This window comes from Xanthomonas cassavae CFBP 4642 (genome assembly GCF_000454545.1).
Classification (GTDB): Bacteria; Pseudomonadota; Gammaproteobacteria; order Xanthomonadales; family Xanthomonadaceae; genus Xanthomonas; species Xanthomonas cassavae.
Genome location: NZ_CM002139.1, coordinates 2372669 through 2391822 on the forward strand (window position 1 = coordinate 2372669; position 19154 = coordinate 2391822).

Below are 19154 nucleotides of genomic sequence, written 5' to 3' on the forward strand. Positions count from 1 at the left end.
TCACCTGGCGTGGGTCACGCCTGTGGAGTGGAATGCGAAGCGGCGCGCCAGATGGCTCAGAAAGGCGCGTGGCCGCCGGGTGGCGTAGAAGTGGTCGCCGGCGATGCAGACCGGGCCGTCGGCGTCGCGTAGCCACTGCGCCCACGCCGCAACCTCGCTGCGATCGGCTTCGGCGTCGTTGCTGCCGTGAATCAGCAAGGCGGGCGTGCGCAGGCGCTGCCGGTTCGATGACGCGGGGCGGTGATAACCTTCGGTAGCGCGGAAGTCGGCGCGCAGCATGGGCAGGAACAGCGCCATCAGTGCAGGCTCTGCCAGCAACTCGGCGCTGCAGCCGCCGATGTCGACCAACTGCGTCAGGAAGGCGCGGTCGTCCAATGGGCTGAGCAGCCGTCGCCCGCGCAGGTGGGGCGCGTGGCAGCCGGACAGGGCCAGGCCGGCCGGCGATTCCCCCTGCCGTTCCAGCAGCGCACAGGCCTCGAAGGCGACCTGAGCCCCCATGCTGTGGCCGGCGAGCACTGCGCGCTGCGGGGCGATCTGCGCTTCGGCAAGCGCTGCGACTAGGTCGGCGGCGAGCGTACCGATGTCCGTGCTGCACGCCTCGTGCAGGCGATGGTCGCGGCCGGGATAGATCGCCAGGGATACCTGCAGCTCGCCTGCGTCAATGCCGTGCCAGCTGCGGAAGGCCGCGCCGCTGCCGCCGGCGAACGGGCACAGCACCACGTGCAGCGCCGGGTCCGGCGCGGTCACCAGTGTGCGCAGCCTGCCGCCGTGGGTCATCGAGCCGCGATCGGTTCGGCGTGACCCGGCGTGGCCGGTTCGCGCAGGTCGAGCAGACGCGGCGCGGGCAGGCTGCGCGCGTGGGCGGGGCCGGCGCAGCGCAGCACCTGTTGCCACAGGCTGGCCAGGGCGAGTTGGTAGTCCGGACCGAACGCCAGCGGCAGCGCGGCGCCATCCAGATGCTGACACAGCAGCTGCAGCACCCGGCCCACGCCGGTGGGGCCGTCGATCTCGAGGCTGTGCCGCCAATCCGGCGGCGCGGGGTGTAGCACCTGGGTGGCGGGGCGCGCGAACGGATCCTCGTCCTGGTCGTGCGCGCGCTGGTACAGGCTGCGGTCGCTGTCGTGGTGGTGTGGGTCGTACAGCGCCGCTGTCCACAGCACCGGCCCGTGACTGGCCTCCAGCGACAGATAACCGGACGGCCAGCCCAACGTGAGCTGGTGCATGACCAGGCTGTGCAGGTCCGGATCCTGCGGGTCCAGGTAGGTCTGTAGACGTAACGACGCCTGACACTGCCCCAGATTCAACCGCAGCAGCCGGAAGGCCCGATCCTGGTCGGCGATGGCTTCGACAGCGACGTCTTCGGCGCTGCCAGGGACCTGGCAGGCCTGCAGCAACAGGTCTAGCGATGAATACAGCAGTTGCCGGCTGGTCGTCAGCTGGGCGAACTGCGCCGCCTCACCGTCCAGCAACTGGCGCACGCGGCGCGCCCGATCAATCCAGCACACGCCGGCCGGGGTATGCGCGTAGTAACTGTTGATCCAGTAGGCCCGGCCTTGCGCATGCGCCAGTGCCTGCAGGCGTGCGGCGTCGTCCGGATGCATGGGGTGCTCCTGGATCACGTGCATCCCGCGGCGCAGGAAGGCCTCGGCCAGCGCCGTCCCGGTGCCGCCCACCACGGTGGAGCGCACCACCACGCAGGCGATGTCGATGTCGTCCGGGAGTTGTTCGATGGCGGTGTACAGCGGAATCCCGAAGGCATGCGCTAACTGCTGCGCGCGTGCACTGCCGGTTGCCAGCAGGCCCGCCAGCTCCAGACCGGGCTGGTCCTGCAAAAAGGCGTTGAGGTACATCTCGCCGAATTTGGCGCCGGCGATCAGCACCCGCCGGGGGGTAGGAGAGGAGGCGGTCATGCGGTCTGCTCGGCGATGCAACGGGGGCGGTGTTGCCACTGGCGGATCAGGCCAGCGGCGCGTCGGGCGCTGCCGTCGTCCATCAGCAGTTGCCAGTGATCGGCCTCGAGCGTGTGCCGCTCGGCGTGGGGCGCCCACAGCGACCAGTCGTGCTCGGCGGGTGTCCAGTGCGCCGGGCGGCGGGTTGCGCTCAGCCACAGGCACGGCACTGGCAGCAGGTCCGGCGCGGGATGTCGGGCCAGCATCTCCAGCAATCGCGCGATGCGCTCGATCCAGGCGCGCGCCTGTGCGGGATCGCGGGGGACGGCAAGCACCCCGGCTGCTTCCGCGCTGCGCGCGAAGCAGGCGAGCTGTGCGTCGGGGTCGAGCTGTTCCAGGTCGTCGGGCAGCGGCACCTGGTGCCTGCCGTTGGCGATCAGGCGGAGCAGCGTGGCGCGGTTGGAGAAGGCGAAGTCGGCGCGGCAGACCGGATCGATCAGCACCAGCTCCACCTTGGCTCCGGCCTGGTGCAGCTGGCGAGCGGTCTCGGCGGCGAGGAACGCGCCGTAGGACCAGCCGATCAAGGTCGACCGCCCCTGCGGCTGCAGGCGGCCGATCGCAGCGGCATAGCTTGCGGCCAGTGCGTTCAGGCTCCCGGCGGTCACCACCTCCGGGGCCTGCAGCCCGAACACCTCGATATCCAGGGCGTTGGCCAGCGGTAGATAGGCACCGAGTTCGCCATCGGAGGCATGCAACACGAAGGCGTGCCCGGCCTGGCTGCCGCGTGCCAGTGCGATGGGGGCGGGGGTGCTGTCGGCCTCGCGCGACGACGCGAGCAGGCTGCAAAATGCGGCCAGGACCGGATTGGCGAACAAGCCCTGCAAGGTGGCGCCGCGCAGGCCTTGCCGGTGCAGCCGGGCAATCATCCGCGTGGCGATCAGGCTGTCGCCGCCGGACTGGAAGAAATCGCTGTCGCGCTGGATCGGCCGTGCCAGCAGTTCCAGCCAGATGTCGGCGATCTGCCGCTCCAGCGCGGCCTGATCGGCTGCGCCGTCGTCCGGCGTGTTGGCGCGTTGCGGGGTGTCGGCAGTGGTTGGAGGCGCTGCCGACGGTATCGCCGGCGCGGTGTCAGTACTGCAACCCAGGCGTTCGCATTGGCGCAGTTGCAGGGCGGGAAGGCCCGTGCCGAAGCGGGCGCGCAGCTCGTCCGCGATCGCGTCCAGGTCGAGCCGGCCGATACGCTCGGCGCGGGCAACGATCAAGTGCTGGCGCAGCGGCGAGGGCGTCTGCTCCGGCCATGCCAGTTCGATGCCGAAGCCGGCCTGCTCCAGGGCGCTGCGCCACATCGGCAGGTCGAGCATCGGCTTGTCGTCCACAATGCGCGCGTCCTGATAGCCGACCAGGCCCTCGATAAAGCCGACGCTGGCCATCTGCAAGGCGCTGTCGCGTTCGGTGGCCTCGGTCAGCATCAGCCGGCCGCCGGGCTTGAGCAGCATGCCGAGTCGGCGCAGCGTGCGCACCACATGGCTGGCGTCGTGCATCACCTGCCCGGCGAAAATCAGGTCGTAGCCCTGTGCGGGGTGCTGGTCGAAGTCCACCGGGCGGTTGATGTCGAGCAGGGCGTAGTCGACGTGGGCAGTCCCGGCGAATAACGTACGGGCATCGTCGAGAAACAGCGTAGAGACGTCGGTGAAGCGGTACTGCGCCAGTCGACCCCCCAGCGCCGGCAGCAGTTGCCGGGTGGTCGAGCCGATGCCCGCGCCGACTTCCAGCACACGCAAGTCCGAGCGCCCTTCGCTCAGCGCGCGGGCCACCTGCGCGGCGTGCCCGTTGAGGCAGCGCGAGGCTGGGTTGTCGATATAGAGCGCGTGGGTGGTGGCAGCGCTATCGGCGAACAGCAGTTCCAGCGGCGAGCGGGTGCCGGTGAGCAGGGCGGCATGTTGATCGATGCAGCTGTCCAGATAGCCGGCGATGCTGCGGCACCACGGCGCATCCGGTGGCGCGTGCGCCGGGCCAGGATCGTGGATAAACGCGCGTTCGCAGACAAAGGCGTCGCCGTCCTGGCGCAGCCAGCCGCGTGTGCACAGCAGGTGCAGCCATTGCCGCAGCAGGCGGCGGTACTGCGGCAGCGCGCGCAGCCTGGCGTGGACCTCGTCCAGACGATGCCGCTGACCTTGCCGCTCGAACAGCCCATGGCCCAGCAGGGTCGCGGCGATGCCGCGCACCGCGCGCGCATCCAGCCAGCTCCAGGCCGAGTCGAGTTCGTGTTGCTGCGCGGTGTCCAGTGGCGCGAGCGGGCCTGGATCGAAGGGCACCTGATCGGGGGGCAGGCAGTCGCGCTCGGCGGCGACCAGTTGCACGTCGAGCGCGTCGCCCTTTGATGCGGGCACCGCCTCGGCCTGCGCGATGTCGCCGCGTTCGCGCAGGGCGTCTTCGAGATCGCGCAGGTCGATGCCGGCGTCGTGAACCAGTGCAGGCCAGGGCGCGCGCGCAAATGCGGCCATGCCGCCGCCGTCCAGCAGTTGCATCACTCCGGCCTGTTGCATCAACTCCGGCTGCGCAGCCACTGCGCCCAGCACGGCGCGGTAGTCCTCGAACATGGCCTGGGCCGCGCCGTGTTCGAGCACCTCGTCCATGCAGTACCAACTGCACACCAGTTCGCCATCGATCTCCATCACCTGGTGGTCGAGCCAGACCTGCGGGGTCTGCGTGAACACGTGTACCGGATCGCCGAGCAGCCCGGTCAGCGCCTGGTCGATGGCCAGCCCGTCCAGCGACATGCCGAGCATGCTGGTGAACACCACCGGCATCAGCGGCTGGCGCTGATGTCCGCGGCCCTTGCCGAGTTCGCGCAACAGTTCCACCCCATTGACCTGACTGTGCGCGAGGCGCTTCCACAGCCGCTGCTGGGTGTGTTCGATCGAGGCGCGCAGCGAGACCGGACGGCTGAGGTCGAAGTCCACCAGCAGCACCGAGGTGAAGTCGCCGATCAGCGCGCGGATCTGCGGGTGAATCGGCCGGCGGTCGAAGAAAGTGAGGTTGAGTGTGAAATCCGGCTGCCGCGACCAGCGCTCCAGGGTATGAGCGAACAGCGTCAACAGCGCTGCCGAAGGCGTGACGCCCCAGCGCTGCCATTCCTGTTTGAGGGCGGCCCAGGCGGTCGCGTCCAGCCGGGTTTGATAAGTGGTGAAACGTGGCTGAGTCAGCGCACGCGCGGCCGCCAGCGGCAGGCGCGGGGCGGGTGGGAGGTCGGCGAGCACGCCTTGCCAGTACTGCCAGGACGCCTGCCAGCTGTCCTCCTGGCGGCGGGCCTGTTCGGCCAGCACGTAGTCGCGAAAGGTGATGGGCAGCGGCGGCAGGTCTTCGCTACGGTACGCGCGGGCCAGGTCGTCCAGCATGACCTTGAAGCTCTGCACGTCGAACATCAGCAGATCCAGGTTCATGTGCAGCCGGTAATGCCGACCGTCCAGGTCGCTGGCGACCAGTTCGAACATGGGCCAACGATCGGTGGGCGGTACGCGGTAGGACAGCGCCTGTCGGGTGTCCTCGAGCGCCTGCTGCCGCTGTGGTGCAGAGAGCGCACGCAGATCGTGGCGTTCGATCCGGTAGACCGGCACCTGGGCGAGGATGCGCTGCTGGCCGTCGGCATCCACCACCATGCGCAGCATGTCGTGGCGCTGCACCAACGTGTTCCAGGCGCGCTCCAGGCGCGCAAGGTCGAACGCGTCGTGGCGCAGGTCCCATTCGAACAGCACATGGCAGGCCACGCCGCCGTAGTCGATCAGGTCGGTGCGGCCGAGCCAGTAGGCGTGCTGGATCGCGGTTAGCGGGAACGGCTGATGACGGCCGGGCGCGTCGTGCTCCAGCGCGGCTGGCACCTGCCCGGCGGGGGGGATGGAGGCGGGGTCGCCGGCCAACGCGGCGATCAGCGTGGTGAGCCCGTTCACGCTGAGGTCGCGATACGCGCGTTCGGCGTCCAGGCGCACGCCGAGCTGGCGCTGGATGTCGCTGCTCAGTTCAAGGAACAACAGCGAATCGAGCCCCAACTGCAGCAGGTCGCGTCCGGGCGAGAGCCGGCTGGGATCGTCCAGCCGCAGTTGCGCAGCGATGCGCTCGCTCAGCCAGGCGCTCACCGCCGCGGCGTCGTGGAGGTCGGCTGGGGCCGGCGACGGCGTGGCCTGGTCGGGTGTGACGTTGCCGGCGCGCGCGGTTTTGGTGTTGCTGGCAGCCGATGGATCGGCGCCGACAACGGGCGCCAGCAGGGCGCGACGCTGGGGGTCCAGGCGCTCGGTCAGCACGCGCATGGCCAGCCGGTATGGCGCTGCGCGCATCACCGCCTGGTCCAGATGCCACAGGCCTTCGGTGGTGGCCAGCAGTCCCATGCCGCTGGTGGCGAGCTGATTCTGCAGGGCGGGATCGACGGCGCGGCCGGTATCGCCCCAGGCGCCCCAACCGATGGAGATGACCTTGGGCAAGGTGTGCGGGTCTTGCGCCAGGGCCAGGCCGTCCAGGTAGGCGCTGGCAAGCGCATGCGCGCCCTGGCCGGCGGCGCCCAATGCCGCGGCGGCCGACGAATACAGCAATAGATAGCGTCCGTGGTGTGCCTGCAGCCAGGCCTGCAGTCTGCGCGCGGCCTGCGCTTTCACCGCCAGCACCGGTGCCATCAGGGTGCGGTCCAGTGACGCCAACGGCGCATCGTGCAGCAGCCCCGCCGAGTGGATGACCCCGGCGATGCCGCCGTCTGCCTGCAGAGTTTCCAATGCCCGGGTGAGCTGCTCCGGATCACCGACGTCACATGGCAGCCAGTGCAGCCGGCAACCGTCGCGTTCGCTCAGCATGTACTGGAAGTCCGCCCAATCCGCAGCGGCGCGCGGCGCCAACAGCGCGATCCGGCGTGCACCATGCTGGGCAAGCCATTGCACGGTGAGGCGTCCCAGGCCGCCGAAGGCACCGGTCACCACGTGCCAGCCCGCATCCGCCAGGCCGGCAGGAGGCAACGCGGGCGCACAATGAGGCTGGGCAACCAGCTGCGGCAGCAGCACGCGTTTGCCACGCACCGCGATCCAGCACTGGCCCGCCGCCGCGGCTGCGAGTGCCGGCAGCAGGTCGTCCCAGCCGGTCTGGGCATCCAGATCCACCATCGCGAGCGCGCGTGCGGGCTGTTCGGCGGCGGCCACCCGCAACAGCCCCCAGGCCGCATGTTGCACCGGGTCGACACGCGTATCGGCGCCGATCTTCCAGGCACAGCGGGTCACCACCACCAGCGGCTGGTCGCCCGATAGCGCAGCCAGCAGCGGGGTGACGATCGACAGCGGATCCTGGTCGCCGCTGTCCAGTATCAGCAGTGCCTGCGGCGCCTGTGGCGCAAGCCGGACGCCCGCCGCGTGCAGCGCCGCCACAGTGGCTGCCGTGGCATCGCGCAGGGCGAATTGCGGCGGCGTGACAGCGGAGTCGGTGGTGGCCGACCACTGCCACGCGTAATGCGTGGCCGGGGCCGGCAGCGGCGCGGGTAGACCTGGCGCGGCAGCGCAGGCGGCCAGGGTGAAGCGCCATCCATCCTGCGCGTCGCCGGCCTCGATGCCAACCTGCGGCGCAGCGAATGGGGCGGCCTGCCAGCGCAGCCGCACCAGCGCCAGCGGCTTGGGTACTGCCGGCGTGCCGACTGGCACCAGCGGCTGACCGCTGCCGTGGCGACGCGCCAATTCGGCGCATGCGGCATGCACGCGCTCCTGCCAGCGCGCGTCCTGACCGGCACAGTCCGACCAATCGGCCAGATAGCAGCCGTCGTCGGTGAGCGCGTGACCGAGGATGCCCTCGCCAGCGCCAGCGCCAGCCTGCCAGGGCAGTACCAGGTCCGTCGCCTGACCCGGTGCCGTCGCCAGCAGGATGTGCTCGCTGATTGTCGCGGTCGGGGTGCCGTCTTCCGGCAGCCAGTCGACGCGTTCGAAACCGGCGGCCAGGCAATGCTGCTTCCAGCGCGCGGTGCTGAGGAACAATTCGCCGCCACGGGCCGCGGCGTCATGCAGCGGTGCGACCAGCGGGCCGAACACGAAATCGAACAAGCGCATCGGTCGGGTGATCTCGCGCAGCAGCAGTCGGCCGCCCGGCTTCAGCAGCGGATAGAGGTTGGCGAGGGTGCGCCCGACATGCTGGGTGGCATGGATCACGTTGGCGGCCACGATCAGGTCGTAGCCGGCAGCTTCGAAGCTTTGCGCCTGGGCATCCTGCTGCAGATCCAGTTCGCGGTACGCTACAAAGCCGTACTGGGCGAACTTGCGCTCGGCGCGGCGGGTGAACAGCGCCGAGATGTCGGTGAAGTCGTAGTGCAAGGCGGGCTGATCGGCCAACTCGGGCAACAACCAGGCGGTGGTGCCGCCGGTCCCGCCACCGACCTCGAGGATGCGGTATGGCTGGTGCTGGCGGCGCTGCGCCTGGCGTTCCTGCATCAGACCCGCCAGTGTGCCGGCGGCGATCTGGTTGAAGTAGCGCCCGAAGCTGAAGTCCTGGTAGAGCACCTCGACACCGGCGGATGCGCCCTCGGGAAAAATGACCGCGACCGGCTCCACCTGACCGCTCATCATCGCGTACAGCTGCTCGCCGGCGCGGGCGACGGTATCGGCGATGACGTCCAGACCTTCGCAGCAGGCGCGCAGCGCCTCGATTAGCGCCGCGCGCGGCTCCTGCGGAAGCGCGGCAGCGGCGCTGTAGCGGTGGTTATCGCGGCGGTAGTAGCCATCCTCGACACAGGCATCGAGCAGGCGGGTGAGCAACTGGCGGTGGCGCGGCAGCAGGCGCCCGCCACGCAGCACCTCCAGCACGCTCACGCCTGGCTCGATGCGCGCGCCGACGCAGCGCCGCACCAGCGCGTCGACGTCGATGGCGTGCAGCTTGGTTACGCAGGCGTACAGCGCATGCAGGCGTGGCAGATCGAGTTGGGTGGCGGCCTGCATGGCGATGCGCCGGCCGGCCTCCAGTGCGCCGGAACCGACCCAGGACGCCTGCGCCGCAGGCCCGGATACGGGGGCCGGTTCGCTTTCGCGCCAGTAGCGCTCGGTGTCGAAGGGGTAGAGCGGTGCGTGGATCTTGCGTCCCGCTGAAGGTAGCAGGGTGTGCCAGGGGAGCTCTACTCCGGCCGCATACAGCTGCAGCAAGGCGTGCTGCAACTGGGACGACGCGGGTTGATGGCGCCGGGCGCTGGAGATCCAGGTCGCTGTGTTCGCCAGCTCGCGGCTGCCGATGCCGGTCAGCGGGGCATCCGGGCCCAGTTCAAGGAAGATGCCGGCACCCTGCGCGAGCGCGGTGCGCAGGGCCTGGATGAAACGCACCGGCTCGCGCAGGTGACGGCGCCAGTAGTCGGGTGCGTCGAGTCCTTGCGCGTCGATGATCTCGCCGGTCAGCGTGGAGATCAGCGGCAGGCGGCCGGGCGCGGCGCGCAGGCTGGCCGCCGCGCGCTGGAAGTCGTCGAGGATGGGGTCGAGCTGGCGGGAATGCGCCGCGCCGGCAACCGACAGCCGGTTGCAGCGGATCTCGCGTGCGTCCAGCGCCGCGACGAACGCGTCGATGGCTTCGCGCTCGCCGGAGAACACCAGATGGCGATCGCCGTTGCAGGCGGCCAGTTCCAGGCCGAGCGGCGCGGCGAGCGGCAGCAGGGTGGCGTGGTCGGCAAAAGCCGACAGCATGCCGCCGCCGCTGCAGCGCTGCATCAGCGCGCCGCGCAGGCAGACCAGGCGCATCACCGCATCGGCCGGGTAGTGCCCGGCGACCACCGCGGCGGCGAATTCGCCCACCGAATGGCCCAGTACCAGGTCCGGCTGCAGCCCCAGCGATTGCCAATGCGCGGCCATCGCTAGCTCGAAGGCGACGATCGCCGGCTGCGCATAGTCGGTGCGTTCCAGCAGCTCGCCGTGCTGCCCCAGCAAGGCCTCGCGCAGCGAGGGCGAGAGCGGCTGGTCGCTGCTCTCGCAGGCGGCCAGGCAGTGGTCGAGGCGGTCCGCGAAGGCGGCCGAGTGCCGATACAGCGCCTGGCCCATGCCGGGCCAGTGCGACCCCTGGCCGGTGAACAGCCAGGCCTGCTTGCCGGGCTCACCATCGCCCCGCTGCAGCAGCACGTCGTCCTCGCCGGCGGCGCAGGCGGCCAGGGCTGCAGCGGTCTCCTCCGACAGCGGTGTGGCCAGCCGGAAGCCGAGCTGCAACTGGCGGCCGTGCAAGGCGGTGTGGGCCAGATCGGCTGGCTGCGCGCTGCCCAGCGCTTGCGCATAGGCACCGGCCAGGCGCCGCAACGCAGCTTCGCTGGCGGCGCTGAGCAACAGGGTGCCGGTGTGTGCAGCGTTCGCGTCCGGGCCGGCTGCGGTCGCGGCTGCGCGCAGTGGCTCGGCCAGCGAGGCAACGATCAGGTGGCAGTTGGTGCCGCCGATGCCGAACGAGGAAACTCCGGCGCAGCGGATCGGCGCGTGCCACGGTTCGGCCTGAGTGGGGACGTGGAAGGGGCTGTCTTCCAGTCGCAGCGCCGGATTGGGGCTGCGGAAATGCAGGCACGGCGGAATGATCGCGCGCTCCACTGCCAGCACCGCCTTGAGCAGGCTGGCGATGCCGGCGGCAGTGTCCAGATGGCCCATGTTGCTCTTGACCGACCCCAGCGCGCAGGCCGGGCCATCGTCGCGCCGGTGGAACACCGCGCGCAGCGCTTCCACTTCGATCGGATCGCCCAACGGGGTGGCGGTGCCGTGCGCCTCGATCAGGCCGATCTGCCGGCTCTCCACGCCTGCCAGCGTCATTGCCTCGCGGATCACCTCGCACTGGCCGGCGACCGAGGGCGCGGTATAGCCGACCTTGCGCCCGCCGTCGTTGTTGACGGCACTGCCGAGTACGACCGCGACGATCGGGTCGCCATCGCGCAGCGCGTCGGCCAGGCGGCGCAACACCACCGCGCCGGCCCCGTTGCCGCCGAAGGTGCCCTGGGCCTGGGCGTCGAACGGCCGGCACAGGCCATCGGGGGAAAAGATCATGCCCGGCTGGTGCAGATAGCCGGATTGCTGGGGAAACGACACCGCGACCCCGCCGGCCACCGCCATGTCGCATTCGCCGGCACGCAGGCTTTCGCAGGCCATGTGCACCGCTACCAGGGAGCTGGAACAGGCGGTCTGCACCGAGATCGCCGGGCCGTGCAGGTTCAACTTGTAGGCCGCGCGGGTGGCCACGTAGTCCTTGTCGTTGCCCATCAACGATTGCAGGCCCTTGACCTGCGCCACCTCGGCAATGCGCAGCGGTTCCTTGCCCGGATAGGTGCTGACCCGGGCGGAACCGAACACGCCGGTCTTGTGGGGGACCTGGCGGGGGGCATAGCCGGCGTGCTCCAGGGCATGCCAGGCGATCTGCAGGAACAGCCGCTGCTGCGGGTCGATCGATTCGGCTTCCTGGCGCGAATAGCCGAACAGGTCGGCATCGAAGGCATCGGCATCGGCGACCACGCTGCCGACGCCGACAAAGTTGGGCGCATCGACGGTGGAGGCCGGCAGGCCGGCATCGAGCAGTTGCTGACGCGAGAAGTGGTGGCTGCAGGCCTGCCCGTTCACGAGGGTGTGCCAGAGCGCTTCGTTGTCGGGAGAGTCGGCGAAGCGGCCGGCATGGCCGATCACCGCGACCGGATCGCAGCCGGGGTAGTGCTGGGTCACCAGGGCGCGAAAATCGGGTTGCGCGTTGCGGGGCGAAGCGTTATCCATTGCGGGGGCTCAGGCAGGTGTCGTGAGGGGCTGCCGGCTCCGCGAGCGCGCTCCGGGGGAAGCGGTGACGCAACCGGCTGGCAGGCCATAGGCACAGCACGGCAACTGCGGCGAGCAGGGTCAGGGCGCTCTGGTAACCGGCGTGGTGCGCAATGCGCAGGGTTGCCATGGACATGGCTAGGGCGACGGCCATGTCCAGCGACTGGAACAGCGCGTAATCGGAGGCCGGCTGGTGCGGGCGCACCAGGCCCATCAGTACGTTGTAGAGCATCACAAAGCCGATCGCGGCGGCGGTGTTGACCAGTCCGAACACCACCAGCCAGTCGCTCAGCCCGAAATGCGAATAGCCCAGCGCGATCGCGCAGGCCAGCGCGGCATGCAGCAGCATGACCGGCAGCAGACCGCGCGCGGCGCCGACGCGCCGCGCGAACCAGCCACCGAGCACCACGCCCAGGCCACTGGCGACGGTGCTGAACACGGTGATCGCCTGACCCAGCGCGACCAGGCTCAGTCCCTGGTCCACCAGCAGCACGGTCTGCAGCGCCATCAGGCCGCGCATGGCCAGATAGTAGATGGCGGTCAGCGCCAGCGCCGGCCACAGCATGCGCAGGCCGGCGGGATCGAACCGGGGCTGCGCGGGAAGCGTGCGGTGCGCAATGGGCTGACGTACCACCAGCACGGGAATCAGCAGCAGCAGCGACAACCCCGCCATGCACAGGAAGCCGGCAGTCCAGCCGGCCTGCTGCGCCACTGCCAGGAAGCCGAATACGCCCAGCGGAATGCCCAGGTAGCTGCCACCGACCTGGGCGGCATTGGCTAGAGGGCGGCTGCCTGCGTCGGTGGTGCAGATGACGATGCCGTTGGCATAGATGCCATGGCTGGCCGACAGCAAGGTCAGCAGCATCAGCGCGCACACCACCACGGCGGTGGAGCAGGTGGGGTCGGTCAGGGTGGGCGCGATCAGCGCGATGCCGGCCAGCAACGCGGCCATGCCGAGTTGCAGCAGCACCAGACTGCCGAGGAAGCGGTTGCCGCGCAGCGACCGCGCATTCCGCTCGCACCAGGGCGCCCACAGAAATTTGCAGACCCAGGGCAGCATCGCCAGCGACAGCCAACTGAGCTGCGCAAGGTCCAGTCCCGCATGGCGGTAGTAGCCGACCACGCCCTGCATCACCAGGGCGGTGAGCATGCCCTGGTGCAGGTAGTAGCACCAATGCGGGACATGCCGGGCGATCATGCCTCGCCCTGCCGACGCAGTGCACGCGCCTTGCGCTGTTCCAGCAGCGTTTGCCGCCCCGACTCCGGCAACGGTGCGGTGGCGGGGGCAGCGCCAGCCAATCCAGCCAGATGCAGCGCCAGCGCGTGCGGCGTGGCATGTGCGAACAGGTCGGTCACCGCCAGGCCGTCGTGCCCGGCCTGGCGCAGTTGGAGATGTAACTGCACCAGCTGTAACGAGGAGGCACCGGCCTCGAAGAAGCTTTGCCGAGCGGCGATCGGCAGCTCGGTGACGCGTTGGAACCGCGCGCGCAGCGTGTCAACCAGCGCCGCATCGGCTGCTGGCGGCTGGGCGGCGGTCGCCAGGGCGAGCGGCGCCGTTGCGACAGGTGCGGTGGCGTGCCCTTGCGCCGGCGGCACCAGCGAGTCCAGTGTCAGATCCCAGGCGCCGGGATCGCCGGCAAGGCGGCGCAGCAGCGCCGCGTACTGCTCGAACATGGCCGACAGCTGCGCCGGGTCGAACAGCGCCTCCACCGCGTCCCAGTTGAAGCGCAGCTCACCTTCGGACTCGTAGACCTGGTGGTCCAGCCAGACCTGCGGCGTCTGCGAGATGCCCCGGCGCGGTTTCAGCGCTGCGGCTTGCGCCAGGAAGCGGTCGCCGGCAAACCCGATCGCACTGGTAAAGACCACCGGCATGGCCGCCGCGGCCTGGCCGCGGCGCTGCGCCAGTTCGCGCATGATGCGGATGGCCGAGACATCGCGATGCACCAGGTCTTGCCGTAGGCGCTGCTGCAGCTGCTGGGCGCTGGCGCGCCAGTGCGTGGCGGGCTGCCAGGCCACCAGCAGCAGCGAGGTGAAATCGCCCAGCACGGCCTCGATTTGCGGATGCACTGGGCGCCGGTCGAACAGGGTGAGGTTCACGCACAAGTCTTTGTCCGCGCTCCAGGCCGACAGCACCGCAGCGTAGGCGGACAACAACAACGCCGACGGCGTCAGCCCTGCCTGTTTGGCGCAGGCTTTGAGCGCAGTCCATTCGGCCACGGTGAGGCGGTCGGACAGGCGCACGAAGTGCGGCACGCCGATGGCGATCGGATCGCGACGCAGCGGCAGTTGCGGCGCGGCTGGCAGGCGGTCCAGTCGCCGCTGCCAGTACGCCAGCGAGGCATCGCTGGGTGGCTGGCCGGCGATATGCGCCAGATAATCGCGAAAGCCGATCTCCAGGTGCGGCAACGCACGCTCGGGGTCGGCGTAGAGCTGCTCCAGCTCGGCCAGCAGGATCTGCATGCTCAGCCCGTCCAGCAGCAGGTTGTCGAGGCAGACGAACACGCGGCTGGTGCCGCTGCCGTCCTCGGCGGCCTGCACGTCGAAGACCGGCCAGCGCGTCGGATCGAGCACCTGACAGGACAGCCGCGCATACAGCGCGCTGGCATCGGCGTGGTCGAAATGCGCGACGCGATGACGCTGCAAGGTGAACGCAGGTACCTCGGCCAGCACCTGCTGCCGGCCCTCGCGAACCACGGCGCGCAGCATGTCGTGGCGGGCGATCAGGCGGTTCCAGGCAGCCTCGAAGCGGGGTACGTCGAGGTCGGCGACCTCGAATTCAATAAAGAACTGCGCGCCGACGCCGCCGAGCGGGAAGCCGGGCTGGCGTCCCACCAGATAGGCCTGCTGCACCTCGGTGAGCGCGAACGGCGCGTGCCGCGCGTTCGGGTCGGCTCGCAGCTGCTCGGCACCACGATCGCCCCGCATTTGCACGGTGGCCGCAAAGGTGGCCAGCGTGGGGTAGTCGAAGAGATCGCCCAGGCGGGCATCGACGCCGGCCTGGTCCAGTGCGCCGATCAGGCGGGTTGCCAGCAGGCTGTCGCCGCCCAGCTGGAAGAAGTGGCTATGCCGGTGCAGCACCGGCGCCTGCAGCAGCGCGCGCCACGTGGCGGCGATGGCGATCTCGGCATCGCCGCAGGGCGGTTCTGGCGCAGCTTCGGCCGGCAGGGCGGGTTGACAGAGCGTGCGCAGGGCCTGGTGATCGACCTTGCCGTTGGCGGTGAGCGGCAGCGCGTCCAGGAACACCAGTCGCTGCGGCACCATATAGGCAGGCAACTGTGCGGCCAATGCCGCCGACAGTTTGCGCGGATCGGGCAGGCGCAGCTGCGCAGGCGCACGCAGCACGAAGCGTTGCTGGTCGCCTGCCGCATCGACCAGGGCATCGTGCAGGCCGCGTTGCCGGAAGGTGGCCTGCCAACCGGCAGCGTCGCGCAGACGGCTGCCGAGCGCTTCTCCGTCCTGCGCCAGCAGGTCGGCGCTGACCAGGGCAAGGCAGGAGGCACTCCGCAACTCAAGCACGTGGATCAGCGCCGCTGGCGCCGCCAACGTGGCGAGGGCGTCCAGTGCGTCATCGCCAAGCCGGTGCAAGGCGTTGCAGGACCACACCAGGTCGGCGCGGTGGGCCAATTCCATCTGCGCGGCGCGGTCCCAGCGCCTGACGCAGGCATGCGGATAGGCGGCAAGCCGGTCCGTTGCGCGCAGCACCATGTCCTGCGAGGTCTCCAGCGCGGTGTAGCTGAGCTGGTCCACGCCCAGGCGGCGCAGCAGCGTTTCGGCGGCCAGACCGGTGCGTGCGCCGATCTCGACAGCGCGCACAGGGCGGCCCAACGTCTGCGACAGCGCCTCGAGCGCAGCGGCCAGCCCATCGATTGCTGCAGGCGTCCCCCGGCTTTGCAACAACAGTCGCTCGGGTGCCCAGACGGCATGCTCAAGCAGGGTGAACGCCGGCCGTTGGTCGCGCAGAATCAGTGCCAGGGCGTCATGGTGAGCGAGCAAGGCCTCGGCGGTTGCGCTGAGCGGGTTGCCGCTCGCAGGTTGCCAGGGCGCCTGATGGTGGTGCAGCCCGCGAACGTAGCCCTGGCCTTGCGCAGCGTGGTCGAGGCGTTGCTGGCGGACCAGCAGGTCCAGCCAGCGTTGCAGCAAGCCGCGCCAGCGCGGCGCACTGCCCATCTGGTGGACGATCGCATCGATATCGGTCGGTGCAGTGAAGTCCAGACCCTGCCGGCGTAGATGTGCGAGCACAAAGTCGGCGACCAGGCGTTCGACCTCCGGCTCACGCGTCGCCTCGGCGGCAATCGGCGCAAACAGGGCGGCATAGTCGGCCGGCAGTGCAGGGTCGGCGTGACGCAGGCTGTGCAATGCATCGCCCTGGGCCACGACGAAGGCAGCCAGCGATTTCTCGCGCTTGCCGACCGCCATCGCCACGGCCTGACGCACCCCGTCGATGCGCTGCAGGGCGGTCTCGATTTCGCCCAGCTCGATGCGGTGGCCGCCGATCTTGACCTGGGTGTCGCGGCGGCCAAGGAATTCCAGGGTGCCGTCGGGCCAGTAGCAGCCCATGTCGCCGGTGCGGTACCAGCGGCCATCGGCGGCGGCGGCGAACTGCCGGGCGGTGCGCTCTGGATCGTTGAAATAGCCCAAGGCGACACCTTCGCCGCCGATCCACAGCTCGCCGGGCACCCAGTCGGGGCAGTCGCGGCCGTGCTCGTCGACCACCCGGTAGCGTTGGTTGGCCAGCGGGGTTCCGTAGGGGATCGAGCGCCATTGCGGCGGCACGTCCTGCACATCGCAGGCGTTCGACCAGATCGCCGCTTCGGTCGCGCCGCCCATCGCAACGAACTGCCCGTCGGCGCGGAACGCCCGGTAGCGTTGCGGCAGGTCCAGCCCGATCCAGTCGCCGGACAGCAGCGTCAGGCGCAGCCGGGCCGGCGCATGCAGCTGCAGGCCCTCGCTGTAGGTCAGCAGCATGTCGAACAATGCCGGCACGCTGTTCCAGACCGTGATGCGGTGGCTGTCGATGATCTGGCACCACGCGGCGGGATCCCGGCGTTGCGCGTCATCGACGAGCACCAGCGCGCCACCGGCCGCCAGTAGACCGAAGATGTCGAATACGGAAAGATCGAAGTGCAGCGCCGACAGCGCCAGCACGCGGTCGCCGGCCGCGAGCCGGTAGCGCTGGTTGATGTCGGCGCAGGTATTGAGCGCCGCGCGGTGCGAGATGGTCACGCCCTTCGGCGTGCCGGTCGAGCCGGAGGTGTAGATGACGTAGGCGGGATGTTCCGGGTCCACGTCGACGGGGGAGGCCATGGGCGCATGGCCGATGGCGTCCTGCCAGCACAGCACCGGGGGGTCGTTGGCGTCGGTGTCCTGCGCAGCGGCGGGCTGTGCGTCTTCGCGACAGGTCAGCAGCATGACCACGCCGGCGTCGCGCTGGATCTTGCGGCGACGTTGCGCCGGCTGGTCGAGCGCGACCGGCACGTAGACCGCACCGGCAGACAGCACCCCCAGCACCGCGACCACCTGTCCGATGCCCTTGGACATGACGATGGCAACCGTGTCGCCGGGGCGCACGCCCTGGCCAACCAGCGCTCCGGCGCAACGCCGCGCCTGCTCGGCCAAGGCGGCATAGCTCAGCGAACGGGTGCCGTGGATGAGCGCGAGCGCCTGCGGGTTGCGCTCGGCGGCGGCGAAGACGCCCTGATGCAGCAGCCCGCGCGGCACCGGCCGCGTGGTGGCGTTGATCCGCGCGCGCACCTGGCGCTGCGTGGCCGGCATCGGGTCCGGCAACGGCACGTGCCAAGCCTCCGCGTCGTCAACCAGGCGGCGGACCAGGGTCGTGTAGGCCTCGAACAAGGTGTCGACCAGACCCTGCGGGAACAGCGTCGCGTTGCTGTCCCATTGCAGGCACAGCGCCGAGCCGTGTTCGAACGCCAGATGGTCGATCCAGACCTGCGGCGTCTGCGAGATCCCCCAACCGGGTTCACCCAGCATCGGGCCGGTGCCATCGCCGTACAGCGGGCGGCCGAGGTTGCTGGTGAACACCACCGGCGCACCGTGCGGATGGGTTTGCTGCTTGCGCAACTCGCGCAGCAGTTCCACGCCTGACCAGTGGCGATGTTCGTAAGCGTCTGCGAAGGCGTCCTGATTGCGTTGCGCAAGCGTGTCGAACGCGGCGCCTTCGCCGCACAGGTCGAGCAGCAGCACATTGGTGAAGTCGGCGATCATGCGCTCGACCGACCGATGCAGCGGCTGGCGGTCGAACAGGGTGAGGTTGAGCAGCAGGCGCGGCTGATTGCTCCAGCGCGCCAGCACGGCGCCGAAGCAGGTCGCCAGCGCCATGGTCGGCGTCACGCCGCTGGCGCCTGCATGGGTCTTGAAGCGTTCCCAGTCAGCGGCCTTCAGTTCGGCGCGGTGCCGGCGGGTGCGGACCGATTCGATGCGCTCGGGTTCGCAGGCCAGCGGCAGCGCCGGTGCGCGTGGCAGGGTGCCCAGCCGGTCGAGCCAATGGCGTTGCGCACGCTCGCGGGCAGGTCCGGTCTGCTGCTGCAGTTGGGCCAGATAGCTGCGGAAGTCGTAACCGGGATCGGGCGCCGCAAGCGTGTCGCCGCGCAGCAATGCAGCCAATTCTTCGAACACCAGCGTGAAGCTGGCCGCGTCGAGCACCAGCAGATCGATGTTGACGTGCAGCCGATGGCGGCCATCAGGCAGCAGCGAAAGCTGGAAATCGATGGTTTCGCCGCGCGCGACGGCCAGCACGCGATGCCCGAGCCGTTCGCGCAGATCCAGCAAGGCGGCATCGCGCGCGGCGGCGTCCATCGCACGCAGGTCGTGGATGGCCAGACCGGGCCACCTGGATTGCGTTTGGTATTGCTGGAGCCCATCGCTGCGAAAATGCACGCGCAGCATCGGATGGCGCTGGATCAGCGCCTGCACCGCCGATTCCAGCGCCCGGCTGGAGAGGCCGCCGCCATCGAACTCCTGGTAGAGGTGACAACCGACCCCGCCGAGCGTTTGTTGAGGGGAGCGGCCGACCAGATAGGCATGCTGCACCGGCGTCAGTTCGAAGGCCTCGCCGTCGCGCATCTGCGGCCACTCCGGCGACGCGGCGGCTGGCGCGTGCACGGTACCGGTCTTGTGCCGCAGCAGGCGGCTCCAGCCGGCTGACGTGGGCGCGGCATAGAGCTCTCGCAGCGTGACCTTGTGGCCGCGTTGGCGCAGCCGGTTCAGCCACGCCATCAGGTGCATGGAGTCCATGCCCAGCTGGATCAGATTGGCGTGCGCCTCCAGGTGTGCGGTCGGGATGCCCAGATCAGCTGCGAGCTCGGCGTGCAGTGTCGGGTCGGTTTGCGCAGGATCTGTCTGCAGCGCGGCGCTGCCTGCGGGGGCAGGGCGCTTGATGTCCGATTCGGTGTCAGAGGCCACGGGCGAGCTCATAGGGGTCGTTCCATGCCGACATGACGCGGGTCGGCAGCTGACGGCAGAAGCGCCAGTGGCGGCGCAACAGCAGGGG

Annotated in this window: 5 protein-coding genes; all 5 read right to left on the bottom strand. The window is 69.9% G+C overall.

Going from position 1 to position 19154, the window contains the following annotated elements:
- The 5 genes from XCSCFBP4642_RS0110550 to XCSCFBP4642_RS0110570 are packed head-to-tail and all read right to left on the bottom strand — an operon-like array spanning position 1 to position 19078.
- On the bottom strand, positions 1-777 hold the full coding sequence (locus XCSCFBP4642_RS0110550) for a thioesterase II family protein (protein WP_029219753.1): 777 nt from the start codon (positions 775-777) through the stop codon (positions 1-3).
- Positions 774-1910, bottom strand: a complete 1137-nt coding sequence (locus XCSCFBP4642_RS0110555; RefSeq protein ID WP_029219754.1) for a Gfo/Idh/MocA family oxidoreductase — start codon at positions 1908-1910, stop codon at positions 774-776. Before XCSCFBP4642_RS0110555 ends, XCSCFBP4642_RS0110550 begins: the two co-directional genes overlap by 4 nt.
- Positions 1907-11608 (bottom strand): type I polyketide synthase, encoded by a 9702-nt coding sequence (locus XCSCFBP4642_RS0110560; RefSeq protein WP_029219755.1) that lies wholly within the window; start codon positions 11606-11608, stop codon positions 1907-1909. The genes XCSCFBP4642_RS0110555 and XCSCFBP4642_RS0110560 overlap by 4 nt, the downstream gene beginning before the upstream one ends.
- Entirely contained in the window at positions 11601-12845 is a 1245-nt protein-coding gene (locus XCSCFBP4642_RS0110565) for an MFS transporter (RefSeq protein WP_200859746.1), read from the bottom strand. Before XCSCFBP4642_RS0110565 ends, XCSCFBP4642_RS0110560 begins: the two co-directional genes overlap by 8 nt.
- A complete protein-coding gene (locus XCSCFBP4642_RS0110570; RefSeq protein WP_029219757.1) occupies positions 12842-19078 on the bottom strand; it encodes a non-ribosomal peptide synthetase in 6237 nt (2078 codons plus the stop codon). Before XCSCFBP4642_RS0110570 ends, XCSCFBP4642_RS0110565 begins: the two co-directional genes overlap by 4 nt.
- Positions 19079-19154 lie beyond the last annotated feature (76 nt).

Bases quoted from the DNA above. Each gene is read 5' to 3' on its own strand.
- XCSCFBP4642_RS0110560 (WP_029219755.1), bottom strand. From the start codon at position 11,608: ATGGATAACGCTTCGCCCCGCAACGCGCAACCCGATTTTCGCGCCCTG.
- XCSCFBP4642_RS0110555 (WP_029219754.1), bottom strand. From the start codon at position 1,910: ATGACCGCCTCCTCTCCTACCCCCCGGCGGGTGCTGATCGCCGGCGCC.
- XCSCFBP4642_RS0110550 (WP_029219753.1), bottom strand. From the start codon at position 777: ATGACCCACGGCGGCAGGCTGCGCACACTGGTGACCGCGCCGGACCCG.
- XCSCFBP4642_RS0110570 (WP_029219757.1), bottom strand. From the start codon at position 19,078: ATGAGCTCGCCCGTGGCCTCTGACACCGAATCGGACATCAAGCGCCCT.
- XCSCFBP4642_RS0110565 (WP_200859746.1), bottom strand. From the start codon at position 12,845: ATGATCGCCCGGCATGTCCCGCATTGGTGCTACTACCTGCACCAGGGC.